The following is a 12,482-nucleotide window of genomic DNA, read 5'->3' as shown; positions in this document are numbered from 1 at the left end:
ATGCACTCTTCTCAAGCAAGGGAGCCTGCTCATGGGAATGCTCGTCGACGGTCAGTGGCATGACGTCTGGTACGATACGAAGGCGACCGGCGGACGCTTCATCCGCAAGGATTCGGCCTTTCGCGACTGGATCGGCCCGGACGGCCAGTTTCCCGCCGAGGCGGGGCGCTACCATCTCTACGTCAGCCTCGCCTGTCCCTGGGCCCACCGCACCCTGATCGTGCGTGCGCTGAAAGGGCTGGAGGCATTGGTTTCCGTATCGGTCGTCAACTGGCTCATGCTCGAAAAGGGCTGGACCTTCGATCCCGCGCCGGGCGTTATCGCAGACCCGATCAACCATGCCCGCTACTTGCACGAGGTCTATACCGCCGCCGATCCCACCTATAGCGGCCGCGTTACCGTGCCGGTGCTCTGGGACAGGAAGACCGGCCGGATCGTCAACAACGAATCCTCCGAGATCATCCGCATGTTCAACCAGGCCTTCGACGATCTCGGCGCCCGGCCCGGTGACTTCTACCCCGAGCCCTTGCGGGAAGAGATCGACGCGGTGAACGCGCGCGTCTACGACACCGTGAACAACGGGGTCTACAAGGCCGGGTTCGCCACCAGCCAGGAGGCCTACGAGGAAGCCGTGGGGCCGCTGTTCGATTCGCTCGACTGGCTGGAAGAACGCCTGTCGCGCAGCCGCTATCTGGTCGGCGACACCCTGACCGAAGCCGACATCCGCCTTTTCACCACGCTCGTGCGCTTCGACGCTGTCTATGTCGGCCATTTCAAGTGCAACCTGCGGCGGATATTCGATTATCCCAATCTCCAGGGCTTCCTGCGGGACATCTACCAGACGCCCGGCGTTGCCGAGACCGTGAACTTCCAGCACATCAAGGGTCATTATTACCAGAGCCACCGGACGATCAATCCCACCGGGATTGTACCGTCCGGCCCGATACTTGATCTGGACACCCCGCATGGCCGGGATCGCGGGCGAGGCTGAAACCGGACTCGGCGCGTCGCATCAGGGTAACTCGGGTGTTTCCTGTTACGGGAAAACAGGTAAGCTGACCCTCGATCAGTACCCTTCCCTTACGGTTTTCGAAGGAGCCGCCCCCCATGCGCAAGGATGCCTCTCTCTACTCGATCGACGGTTCATCGCTCTCCAGCCCCGCCACGGAGGAGTCGCTGACCGACCGTCTCAATCGGGTTCTGGAGATGCTCCATGCGGAGTTTCCGCATGCGGTGGACATCGGCCTGGAATTCGACGGCAAGCTTCACGCCCATATCGACGTGCGCGGCGGCGAGGAAGTTTGCGGCGTTGAATCGAAGCTGCCGAACCTGGGGGACGGCATGTTCACCCAGGTCGCGCACGGCGCCACGCCGCATCATCCCTTCTTCCACCGGATCAGCGCTATCGTCGTCGGTTGAATTTTACTGCAGGCGCAGCCCCGCCGCCTCGGTGCGGCAGGACTGCGCATCCGGTGCATTTCTGACTTTGGCCAGTTCCGCGCGCGCGGAGGCCAGATCGCTGCGGAACTCGGCCGCGCCGTGCAGGCGGGCCACCGTCGCGGAGGCCATGAGGCGTCCGGCGTCCACGTCGCTGGCCCAGTGTACATTGCAGACCAGCCTGCTGTCGCCGAAGTCCCTGCCGCGCTGCAGGATCGCGTCGGCCCGCTCGGGGATCAGTTCGGACAGGATCAGCGCCCAGCCCCAGCCCAGCGCGCTATGGCCGGAAGGATAGGACCCGTCGGTACGCAGCACGGCTTCGTCCTGCGGAGAGCAAGTCGCATCGCCGTGCATCACGAAGGGCCGCACCCGGCGATATTGGTCCTTGGCCTTGTAGGTCGAGAGGCCGACGTCGATCATCGCCTTGCCCATCAACCGGTAGAGCACCGGCGTAAGCTTGAGATCGGGCGTCACCCCGGCCGCGCAGGCGAAGGCCTGGAAGGCATGCGCGGGCTTGAGGTCGGCATCGCTTGCGGCCTGCACGAAGCGAGGACTGCCGAGGGGCCGGGCCATGGCCTTGCTCGCTTCCTCGTCCCGCGCAAAGGCCGACGATCCTGCTGCGGGAGGCGCGGGCAGCAGGGCGAGGCTGTCCGGCAGTTGCGACAGTTCGAGGTAGCCCTTGGGCATGCCCGGCGGCAGTTTGGCGGTGATGCTTGGCGGTCCCGATACGGCAGGCTGTTTCGGGGGATCTGTTTCCGGCACCTGGGCCGCTGCGGATACGAAGATCGCAGCGGCGCCAAGGGCAGCAAGGTAGACCGGATAACGGCTTTCCGGCATCAACTCGATCCCGAGACGGTATCACTCATCTTGGAGATGGCATCGTCGATCGTGAAGCTGTTGGGGCGCTGTACCGGCGGAAACTCTCTGAACGTCTCCGCAAACATCGCAGCGCCAGCCTGGGCCGCATAGATGAAGTAGTCGTTGTGCAGGAACCAGTCGTAGTAGGTATTCGAAGTTATATCCGCGAACTCATAGGGATCGGTTCGCAAGTTGAATAGCTTCGGCACGCGCAGGCGGGTAAACGGCTCAGCCCAGACCTGGAGAGTTCCCTGACATCTCTGTTCGAGAAATACGATCTTCCAGTTATCGTAGCGCAGCGCAAGAATGTCGCCGTCATCACTGATATAGAAGAAGAAGTTTCGCGGGCTCTTCTCTTCCTTGCCAGTAATGTGGCCAACGAGGCTCATGCCGTCGATGTGGTTCTTGTAGGTGCGTCCGATCGCCTCGTAACCGGTCTTGAGCTTTTCGACGACGTCCGGGGCGCCTGCCATTTCCAGGAAAGTGGGCAGCCAATCATGGTGCTGGACTATGCCGTTCGAAACCGATCCGGCTTCCACCTTGCCGGGCCAGCGCACGATGAGCGGAATGCGGAAAGCGCCTTCCCAATTCGTGTTCTTCTCGCTGCGGAACGGCGTCATCCCGGCGTCCGGCCAGGAATTGCGGTGCGGGCCGTTGTCGGTCGAGTACATCACGAAGGTATCCTCGGCCAACCCCAGTTCATCCAGCATGTCGAGCATCTGGCCGACGTTCTTGTCGTGATCGATCATCGTGTCGTGATAGTTCGACTGCCAGCGTCCGGCCTGCCCCTTGCTCGACGCCTTGGTATGCGTGAACATGTGCATATGCGTGGTGTTGAGCCACACTAACCACGGCTTGTCGTCGGCTTCCTGGCGCTTGATGAAGTCGATGGCGGCTTCCACGAACTCGTCGTCGCAGGTCTCCATGCGCTTCTTGGTGAGCGGGCCGGTGTCCTCGATCTTCTGCTTGCCGACCCGGCCCCAGCGTTCGTGCTCGGTGGGATCGTCGGTATCGGTAGCCCAGCTGTGGATCACCCCGCGCGGACCGAAGCGGGCCTTGAACTTGGGCTCCTCCGGGTAGTTCTCCATCTCCGGCTCTTCCTCGGCATTGAGGTGATAGAGATTGCCGAAGAATTCATCGAAACCATGGTTGGTCGGCAGCATGTGGTTGAGGTCGCCCAGGTGGTTCTTGCCGAACTGCCCGGTGGCATAGCCCTGCTCCTTGAGCAGCGCCGCCGCCGTGACGATCTTCTCGTTCATGCCGATCGGCGCGGCGGGAATGCCGACTTTCGAAAGCCCGGTGCGCAGCACGCTCTGCCCAGTGATGAAGGAAGACCGCCCGGCCGTGCAGCTCTGCTCACCGTAGGAATCGGTGAACTTCATGCCTTCCTTCGCCAGCCGGTCAATATTGGGCGTTCGGTAGCCCATGAGACCATCGGTATAGCAACTGAGGTTGCTGATCCCGATGTCGTCACCCCAGATTACGAGAATGTTCGGCTGCTTGCTCGACATGTTCGTCATCCTTTTTGAATAATTCAGGACATTCATCGATAATGGCGGACGATTCGACCATCGGGGTTTGACCTGATCGGGATGGACTATCGCCCTGAGAATTTCTTCACCGGCCTATTTCTTCGCCATCCCGTCAGCATTGATCGGAGAGAGCGCCTTCAATTCGGTCAGTCCATTGGCGCTCAGCTTGGCCCAGCGCCCGAAAAGGTCCTCGAAGTCGGCCGTATTGGTCACGCTGTTGCGCAAATAGACGCGGCTTTCGTCCATGTTGCGGGCATCGACCGCCCGGCCGAGCAAGGCCCCGGTGCGGGAATCGCGCGCCTCGATCACCATGGTTCCCCCGCCCGCATCGCGCGAGAACGTCCAGGACCTGCCCGCCGTCATCGCATCGGGCGCCACGACATCGAGATTGGCGATGCCGGTGGAAAGCCTCAGGACATCGGGGCCGGGCTGATCGACGACCTGGTAGCCCGCCTTCTGGTAGGCCTCGACGAAAAGCTTGTGAAAACCGGCCTTCGCCTTCTCCAGGATGTCGCGTGCATCCTCGTTGGAAATCGGACGGCCCGGATCTTCCGCAAAGCCGTGCTCGCGCTGCCAGTTCTTGCGGAAGGCGATATCCGGCGGATCGATGATGACCTTGGTGTAGACGCGGAAATCCGCGTCCGGCAGCAGGTAGACCGCCTGAATCTTGTGCGACTTGACGTGCATGAGGCCGTCCCAGGTATCCGGCGCCTTGGCCGCCAAAGCAGGCTGGGCCAGACAGAGCAGCATCGGCGCGCAGAGTATCGGTAAGGCAGCCAGCTTGACGCGCATCTGCGGTCTCCTCGGTTCCCGGTGTTGCATCCCGGTTGGAGCGCGAAGCTAGCCTTTCCCGTCACCCCGCCACATCAGGGCGATTCCCGGCTTTCACGGGAATGATCCCGAACCCGCCTCCGACGGCTGGGATATTCGTGGGGCAATCCGGGGGTAATCCCCGATTCAGCCGGCCCGTCACCTGTCGCACCCTCATGCCGCCGGACAGGGCCATGAACTCGCCGCGAGAGCAGGCCTGCCCCACCACCCGAGGATGATGCCGATGGACCTGATCAAGCACCTGATCCCGCTGCTGCTGACGCTGAGCCTGGCGCTGCTGGTCGTCTCCGCAGGCCTTGCTTCGTCACGCGGCGACTTCGCCTATGTGCTCACCCGCCCAAGGCTCCTGGCCCGTGCCTTCGCGGCAATCGTGGTGATACCGGTGGTGGCTGCAATGGTAATCATCGCCCTGTTCCCCGTCTCACCCGCCGTGAAGGCAGGCATATTCCTCATGGCGATCTCACCGGTGCCGCCGCTGATGCCCGGCAAGGCGCTGAAGGCGGGCGGGCATGCTTCCTACGTCTATGGCCTGATGGCGACCGGCGCGGTCTTCGCGGTGATCTTCGTGCCGATCCTCGGCGCCCTTGCTGCCCGCTTCTACGAGGTTCATGCCCAGTTCCCGGTCGGCGTGGTGGCACGCAATATCGCCGTGGGCGTGGCCGTGCCGCTGGTGGTCGGGCTGGTGCTGGGCCGCGCCCTGTTCAAGGCGCCGAAGCCGGGCCTGATCAAGGCCGTCACGATCATCGCCTATATCCTGCTGGTCCTCGCCGCCGTGCCGATCCTCATCAAGGTATGGCCCGCGATGATGACCCTGGTGGGCGACGGTACGGTCGTGGCCATGCTGCTGGTGGCCGTCGCGGCGATTGCGGGCGGACACTTCCTGGGCGGAGACACGATCGCCGATCGCAGTTCGCTGGCCATTGCCGCATCGATGCGCCATCCGGGCATTGCCCTGGCGCTCGCAGGCGCCAACCACGCCAACAATGTGATCTCGGCCGCCGTGCTGCTGTTCCTGATCGTCGGCTTCCTTGCCCTCATCCCCTACCAGATGATCGTGCGCAAACATAAGGAACCCGAGGATCGGACGTGATCCTCGGGTTCCTCGGTAACCCTGAAACAGGTTTGCGGTTCAGCCCCGGAACACCGCGCGAAAACCGACATGGGACGTCGAGGTATCGACCGGCTGCGCATGACGCGCCGCAGGGCGGTAGCGCTGGCAATAGTTCGGCGCGCACAAGTGCGACCCGCCCTTGAGCACGCGGCGGGGAATGCCCGAAGGATCGTTCGGATCGATGCTGTCCTGAAGGGCCTTTGCCCGTGCCGTGGAGCAGCAGCTTCTGACCGGCGCCGCGCCCGGTCTGTCGGACCACCAGTCGGCCGTCCATTCCCAGACGTTGCCGATCATGTCATGGAGGCCATAGCCGTTGGCGGGGTAATGGCCGACCGGCGAGGTGCGCACCCAGCCGTCCTCGCGCAAGTTCGCATAAGGGAATGCGCCCTGCCAGGTATTCGCCTGATGGACGCCGCCGGGAACCAGCTCGCTTCCCCAGGCGAATTCGGTGCCTTGCGCGCCGCCCTGCCCCGCGAACTCCCATTCCGCTTCGCTCGGCAAGGTCAGCCCGGCCCAGTCGAGATAGGCCTCCACGTCGGCAAGCGCGACATGGACGACGGGGTGATCGCCAAGCTCGTCGATCGAGCTGCCCGGCCCGGTGGGATGGCGCCAGTCCGCTCCCGCCAGGAACGACCACCACTGGCTCACCGGCCCGCGCAAGTTGATCGGCTGCGTGGGCTGCTGGAACACCAGCGAGGATGCTACCAGCATGTCCGGCAGGGCACCGGGATAGTCGGCAGGGTCGGGCGCCTGCTCCGCAACTGTGCGGTATCCGGTCGCCTCCACGAAGCGGGCGAATTCCCGGTTGGTCACCGGCGCACGATCGATCCAGAATCCATCGACGGAGGCCGGCCTTTCGGGCCGTTCCTCCGGGTAGTGGCGGTTCGATCCCATGACGAACTTGCCGCCCTCGATCCAGACCATGTCGCGGTCCCGATGCGGGACGGCTTTCGATGCCTGCGTTGCCACGTTTCAGTTCATCCCGGAGAGATTGAAGACGATGCCGACGATCGCCGCGATCCCCAGGATCGCCAGCAGCACCGCGACGATCAGCGTCAGCGAGATCGGGAACACCGTCTCGCCGTGGATCAGGCCGTCGTCGGTCATGGATCGGCGGTTGCCGCGCAGTTCCTGTGCGAACTGGAGGTGGCGCCCGATCCCGCCGAACAGCAGCACGATGCCCAGAAAGATCAGGGCCACCCCGAAGTTTCGCGGCGCGGTGCTATGGGCGATCACGCCCGCATCGTGCAGCTTCGCGAAAGCCTGATGGATCGTGAACCCGAAGCCGATCAAAGAAAGCGCGGTGCGGATCTCGGACATCAGCGTACGGTCTGCGCTCATGCGGGTCCGGTGGAACGACATGCCGGTACGCCGCATCGACATCTCGGTGCGGTTCTCGGAAAGCCCCGTGCGATGCTGCGAAAGATCGGTACGGAACTCGGACAGATCGGTGCGATGCTCCGACAGGTTCGTGCGAAACCGCGAGAGATTGCTGCGAAAGCGCGAAAACGTCGTGGAGGCCACGTCGGAATCGAGCCCCACCACGTCCGGGAGGTCGGGCACGGCAGGAAGCTCGATCCGATCCGGGCGCGGCGTCGCGATGCCGTGCTCCTTTTCAAAAGTCGGCGTGGTCACTTGGCCGCTCCTGCCGGCGGCGGGAAGTTGGCAAGGACGGCCGTGACGACCGCGCTGACCTTTTCCTGGCTTGCGGTGCTGCCGCTCACTTCCTGGGTGGCCGTTCCGTGCCAGACGGGGGCCTTGCTGCCGCTGTCGTAGACGTCGACCGTCAGGGTGCCGTCGGTGATGTTGCGCACATCGACCTGATTGAAGCCGCCCCAACCGCCCCAAGGACGGAAGTAGGGACCATAGGAACCGAGCGAGGAGACTTCCACGCGGTCACGCGAGCCCAGGGTAAACCCTATGGCGAAATCGCCCGTGGCGGCCTGCGTATAGCCTCGCGACGCCAGGGTGCTTTCCACGGCGGTCTTCACGCGCTGGGTCAGCAGCGGGTTCACCCCTTGAGGGGCGGACGTATAGGCCCAGCTATAGGTCTTGTAGCCCGCGAAATTGGCCGAAGGATCGGCATCGAAAGTCACTTTCGGCGTCGTAGCGCAGGCGGCTGTCAGCAAAGCACCACAGACCAGGGTCACGGCTTGCGATTTCATGGTCTTCTCCTTGTTTGGGGCCTTCGAACTATCCGGTCACGGACGGCTTCAAGCTATCGGGATTCTCCCTGATGCAGTGCGTGGCGCGTCCCTGAGCGCGGCGCCTTCGGGGCGCTGGGCAAACGCAAGTCCGCCAGGCAATAACCAAGACGAATTGGGACCAAGGCGAATTCCGGCCCGATCAGAGGGATTCCCCGGATGGGAGGAGGCCCGCGAAACTGGAATTGTCCTCGCGTAGACCCGCTAGAGGAGTGATCCGATGCCCGTTCCGCGCTTCCGGCCCGCCGCCAGAGCCATGGCCTCCCTGGCCATCGCCCTTTGCCTGACAGGTCCCTCCGTACCGGCATGGGCCCAGAGCGCGCCTACCGCTCCCGAACCGGCGGCACCGAAGACCGCCGCCAATACGCTCGATCCGGTCGCCGTCCAGGCTCTCACCGGCATGGGCAACTACCTGAAGTCTCTGAAGACTTTCGAATTCCATTCCAAGGCCACGGCAGAAGCGGCCTTTGCCGATACCGACCTGCTGGTCCACCTCGATTACGAGGCCACTTACAAGGTCATGCGGCCCACCGCCTTCTACGTGGAGATCAAGTCGGACCGGGCGGTTCGCGAATATTTCTATGACGGCAAGTCGCTGACGGTGAACGTGCCGCGTCAGAACTACTACGCGAAAGTGGCCGCACCGCCGACCATTCGCCAGACCGTCGACAAGATCTACCTCGACTACGGCATCGACCTGCCGCTGGCCGACATATTCTACTGGTCCGAAAATCCCGTAACCGAGGGTATCACTTCGGCCGTGCGCGTCGGCTTCGCCCGTGTGAACGGCAAGGAAGCGGACCAGTTCGCCTATCGCGGCGACACGCTCGACTGGCAGATCTGGATCGCGCGCGGCAAGGCGCCGCTCCCGCTGAGGATCGTCATCACCGACCGGTCGGATCCCGTCAGGCCTTCCTACAGCGCCGATCTTGACTGGAACACCGCCCCATCGCTCACAGCCAAGGACTTCGCCTTCGTCCCGCCGAAAACGGCCAGCGCGATCCAGCTCGCGGCCCTTTCGGGAGGCAACTGAGATGAACGGCAACCAGATCGCCCGGCTCACCACTGCGCTCGCAGTGATCGCCGCCGCGGCCACGCCGGCCGAGGCCCAGCGCCGCTTCGGCGGCGGCGGCATGCACATGAGCGGCGGCCTGCGCGGCGGCGGCTTCCAGGGCCGCACCAATTTCCATGCGCCGGGCAGCGGCGGAGGCGGCATCCACAACCCCTCCATACCGCGCGAAGGCCCTCCTGCCCCGCATCCCGGTGGAGGCGGTGGAGGCGGTGGTGGTGACCGGCCAGGACCGCACCCGGGCCCTGGGCCTGGGCCTGGCCCCGGACCCGGTCCTGGCCCCGGACCTGGACCTCATCCCGGGCCTGGACCTCATCCCGGCCCCGGGCCCGGCCCGCACCCCATGCCGCCACCGCCGCCTCCTCCACCGCCCGGTTGGGGATGGGGTTGGGGATGGTATGACGACCCCTTCTGGGATGCCGCGGCAGTGGGCATCGTGGCGGGAACGACCGCGGCTGTCGTCGCCAGTTCGTCGCAGCCCGATACGGTCGTGATCCAGAGCACCAGTGTCGGCTCGGTGGTCTACACCCTGCCCTCGAACTGCCCCAAGGTCGTTCGCGGCGATGTGACCTACTTCAGTTGCAACAATGTCTGGTATCGCCCGCAGTACCAGTCCTCCGGGGTTACCTACATCATCGTCAATCCACCGGGGTAAGGCTCATGTACCCCCTCGGTCCTGCACCGGTGGAACAGGGTCGCCGGAGTGGTCCTTCCCGAAGGACTGCTCCGGCGACTGCCGGTCGGAAAGACAAGGCGCTCTTAAACCCCCGTCATCGGAGAAATATTACGAAGTTTTTCCAGCGATTTCGTACCACCGCTATCCACAGCGACTGGCATTTGCCCAATGGACATATCGGGTGATTTTGCGCAGCAAATTCGATTTCGTGCCGTCCTAAGGATTTATGCCCGCCCGCACCGTGATTTGTGGAGCAGATATGCCGGAATGCTAGGGAAACTCCCGATTGAACGGGGCTCCATCGCAGCGAAGATGAAGTTCCGCAGCCGAAGACACGACCTGCAACGCCGCAATAAAAAGGGGGTAGAATGCGCCCGACGACAAGCAGAATCCTCATCGCCGACGATCACCAGGCGATGCGCCAGGGCGTAAAGACCCTGCTGGAATCGCATGCCGACTTTCAGGTGGTGGGGGAAGCGTCAGACGGGCGCGAGGCGCTTAACCTTGCGGTGGAGACCAAGCCGGACATCGCCTTTCTCGACTATTCGCTACCGCTCATGAACGGCCTAGAACTGACCCGCGCGATCAAGCACGAACTGCCGCGCACCGAGATCCTGATCTACACGATGCACGACCGCGAAAGCATCCTGATCGACGTCCTGCGCGCCGGGGCGCGGGGCTATGTCCTCAAGTCGGACAGCGCCATTCATCTCGTCTCGGCGGCCAAGGCCCTGGCCAAGCGCAAGCCCTACTTCTCGGGCGCGATCTCGGAGACCCTGCTGGAGCATTTCATCGAGACCAATCTGGCCGCCGACAAGGGCATCATGCTGACCGCCCGGGAGCGCGAGATCGTGCAACTGATCGCGGAAGGCAAACTCAACAAGCAGATCGCCCACATGCTGAACATCAGCGTCAAGACCGTGGAAACGCACCGCGCCGCCGCGATGCACAAGCTGAAGCTCAGGACGACCGCGGAACTCGTACTTTATGCGGTTCGGAACAATATCGTTGAGCCTTGACCGCTTCGGCGGCCGCGTCGTTCTGGCGGCGCTGCGGAAAAAAGGCGCCTATATGCGTGCCGTTCGGACGGCGTTCGACGCAGAAGATGCCGCCCAGGGCTTCCACCCGCTCCCGCATTCCCGAAAGCCCGACGCCAACCGCTTCCCGCCGTCGCCCTTCCGCGATATCGCTGGGAATGCCGACGCCGTCGTCCTCGATCTCCAGCACGATATGCTTTGCCACCGTCGTCAACCGAACGTCGACCGTGCGCGCGAAGGCATGCTTGCCCACATTGGCCAAGGCTTCCTGCGCCACACGGTAGAGCGCGATCTCCAGATCCGGTGAGGGCCGCAGCCTTCCCGCCAGATCGTGGAAACGCACGTCCAGCCCCGTTCTTCTGGCAAAGCCCTTCAGAAAAGCATCGAGCGCCTCGGCTATGCCGCCCGAGGACAGCTCAGGAGGGTGGAGGACATAACTGAGCGTGCGCATCTGATGCTGCGCCGTGCTGAGCGCCGCCTCGATATCGAGGCAGGCCGCCTCGATCGCATCGAATGTGCGCGCCTTGCGCACCGTTTCCAGCATGACTTGCGCCAGTGCGAGATGCTGCGAAGTACCGTCATGAAGATCGCGCGCAATGCGCCGGCGCTCCTCTTCCTGCGCCAGAAGAATCTGGGCCTGCTGCGCCCGGCGGGATACAAGGTCGCCCGCCTTCTGCCGCCCCTGCAGAACCACCAGCGTCATACCGACGGGATCGGCAACCCTGGTGATTTCCACGGAGAGTTCTTCCGCGCCCGAAGCCCGCATCGGATAGCTGCGGGTGACCGAAATCACCGCTCCGTCAAGAACCCGGGCAAGATGGCCGCCCATATCCGACCGCGTTTCGACTTCGACCGGCAACCTGTCCAGCACGGCGTGGAACGAAGATCCGGCCGCGGTTCTCGAAAAGTCGGATCCCAGAATTGCAAGCATGGAATCGGAAATATTGGCCGCCACGACATTACCGTCCGGCCCCACGACAAACATGTCTAACGGAACCGCCTCGAAAAGACCGCGAATTATATCCGTCCGACCTGTATTGTGGCGCTGATTTGCTATCATCGGCATCGCTATCACGACACCGCTGCAATCGTTTATCGGGTTCGTCATCCGCACAGCCCCCGCTGGATCACACCAATTTTTACATCGCTTCAATAACGTAACTAAGTATGATTCTCTAGATGTATTATACCGATGACACGACTAGCCCCTATGAGCCGGTTTTTATGCATCAGTAATTTTCCCTATAGACCATTACTCATTTTGCTATTGTTCAAATGAAAGATGATTAGCTAACGTTCGCCGACATGGCATTCGGTCGTGCAACATGAAGGGCCTCGCATCGCAAGGCATGGATTTCCCTTTGATTTAGCTGAATTTTTTCAAGATCATCGTCTTTGCGGGTCGCAGCACGCATTCCGCCATGCTGCGTCGCACTAAAGCACTCTGCAACGCAGCAGAGCCAACCTGGCCATTTCATCCCGCTGATATGCCTCACTGGCTGCGGCAGACATGGGCCCAATCCTTCTTCGATTTGATTTCTTCACTCGAGCCCCTCGCAATCGATGACGCGGTCCAGCATCGGGGCCGCCAGCGCCGTATCGATCGCCATGCCGTTGGAGCGGGAGCGGAATAGCTTGAGCACCGCCACACTCAAGGAAAGCAACCGTCATATTGCTATTGCGTGTCATTATTATCTCAAGTAGCAGCAGCCCCGCGAGCTTGAGGG

General features: G+C 62.8%; 13 protein-coding genes. 6 read left to right on the top strand and 7 right to left on the bottom strand.

Annotated features, from left to right (window positions below):
• Positions 1-31 precede the first annotated feature (31 nt).
• Positions 32-991 carry a glutathione S-transferase family protein gene (locus tag NTCA1_RS00760; RefSeq protein ID WP_159827283.1) on the top strand — a complete coding sequence of 320 codons (960 nt, stop codon included), beginning with the start codon at positions 32-34 and terminating at the stop codon, positions 989-991.
• A 116-nt stretch (positions 992-1,107) separates the two neighbouring features.
• The gene (locus NTCA1_RS00755) at positions 1,108-1,419 is read left to right on the top strand and encodes a hypothetical protein (RefSeq protein ID WP_236549024.1); all 312 of its coding nucleotides are present in this window, start codon (positions 1,108-1,110) and stop codon (positions 1,417-1,419) included.
• Between the two features lie 3 nt (positions 1,420-1,422).
• On the opposite strand, the gene NTCA1_RS00750 is transcribed toward NTCA1_RS00755, so the two are convergent.
• The 3 genes from NTCA1_RS00750 to NTCA1_RS00740 all read right to left on the bottom strand — a co-directional run bounded on the left by NTCA1_RS00750 (position 1,423) and on the right by NTCA1_RS00740 (position 4,619).
• Complete coding sequence (locus tag NTCA1_RS00750; RefSeq protein WP_159827280.1) at positions 1,423-2,274, bottom strand: phosphatase PAP2 family protein; 852 nt, start codon at positions 2,272-2,274, stop codon at positions 1,423-1,425.
• Positions 2,274-3,806: an arylsulfatase gene (locus NTCA1_RS00745; RefSeq protein ID WP_159827277.1), complete on the bottom strand. Its 1,533-nt coding sequence runs from the start codon at positions 3,804-3,806 to the stop codon at positions 2,274-2,276. The genes NTCA1_RS00750 and NTCA1_RS00745 overlap by 1 nt, the downstream gene beginning before the upstream one ends.
• A gap of 114 nt (positions 3,807-3,920) precedes the next feature.
• Positions 3,921-4,619, bottom strand: a complete 699-nt coding sequence (locus NTCA1_RS00740; protein ID WP_159827274.1) for a DUF3313 family protein — start codon at positions 4,617-4,619, stop codon at positions 3,921-3,923.
• A 262-nt stretch (positions 4,620-4,881) separates the two neighbouring features.
• On the opposite strand from NTCA1_RS00740, the gene NTCA1_RS00735 reads away from it, so the two are divergent.
• Positions 4,882-5,748 carry a Na+-dependent transporter gene (locus NTCA1_RS00735; RefSeq protein WP_159827271.1) on the top strand — a complete coding sequence of 289 codons (867 nt, stop codon included), beginning with the start codon at positions 4,882-4,884 and terminating at the stop codon, positions 5,746-5,748.
• 39 nt (positions 5,749-5,787) lie between these two features.
• On the opposite strand, the gene NTCA1_RS00730 is transcribed toward NTCA1_RS00735, so the two are convergent.
• From NTCA1_RS00730 to NTCA1_RS00720, 3 genes are read right to left on the bottom strand one after another with little or no spacing between them, the layout of a single operon-like run.
• Complete coding sequence (locus tag NTCA1_RS00730) at positions 5,788-6,693, bottom strand: formylglycine-generating enzyme family protein (protein WP_159828226.1); 906 nt, start codon at positions 6,691-6,693, stop codon at positions 5,788-5,790.
• Positions 6,694-6,741: 48 nt separating this feature from the next.
• Positions 6,742-7,404 carry a YidH family protein gene (locus NTCA1_RS00725; RefSeq protein WP_236549023.1) on the bottom strand — a complete coding sequence of 221 codons (663 nt, stop codon included), beginning with the start codon at positions 7,402-7,404 and terminating at the stop codon, positions 6,742-6,744.
• Positions 7,401-7,934: a DUF4136 domain-containing protein gene (locus NTCA1_RS00720; RefSeq protein WP_159827268.1), complete on the bottom strand. Its 534-nt coding sequence runs from the start codon at positions 7,932-7,934 to the stop codon at positions 7,401-7,403. Before NTCA1_RS00720 ends, NTCA1_RS00725 begins: the two co-directional genes overlap by 4 nt.
• Positions 7,935-8,193: 259 nt before the next feature.
• On the opposite strand from NTCA1_RS00720, the gene NTCA1_RS00715 reads away from it, so the two are divergent.
• From NTCA1_RS00715 to NTCA1_RS00705, 3 genes are all read left to right on the top strand, one after another.
• The gene (locus NTCA1_RS00715) at positions 8,194-9,006 is read left to right on the top strand and encodes a DUF2092 domain-containing protein (protein ID WP_159827265.1); all 813 of its coding nucleotides are present in this window, start codon (positions 8,194-8,196) and stop codon (positions 9,004-9,006) included.
• A 1-nt stretch (position 9,007) separates the two neighbouring features.
• Positions 9,008-9,697 carry a hypothetical protein gene (locus tag NTCA1_RS00710; protein ID WP_159827262.1) on the top strand — a complete coding sequence of 230 codons (690 nt, stop codon included), beginning with the start codon at positions 9,008-9,010 and terminating at the stop codon, positions 9,695-9,697.
• A 389-nt stretch (positions 9,698-10,086) separates the two neighbouring features.
• A complete protein-coding gene (locus tag NTCA1_RS00705; RefSeq protein WP_159827259.1) occupies positions 10,087-10,737 on the top strand; it encodes a response regulator transcription factor in 651 nt (216 codons plus the stop codon).
• Here the strand turns inward: NTCA1_RS00705 and NTCA1_RS00700 are convergent.
• Entirely contained in the window at positions 10,679-11,740 is a 1,062-nt protein-coding gene (locus NTCA1_RS00700) for a sensor histidine kinase (protein ID WP_159827256.1), read from the bottom strand. The two genes, NTCA1_RS00705 and NTCA1_RS00700, sit on opposite strands and share 59 nt — an antisense overlap.
• Between the last annotated feature and the right edge of the window lie 742 nt (positions 11,741-12,482).

The organism is Novosphingobium sp. TCA1 (assembly GCF_009811895.1).
GTDB lineage: Bacteria > Pseudomonadota > Alphaproteobacteria > Sphingomonadales > Sphingomonadaceae > Novosphingobium > Novosphingobium panipatense_A.
This window is presented reverse-complemented; position numbering and strand designations above follow the sequence as displayed.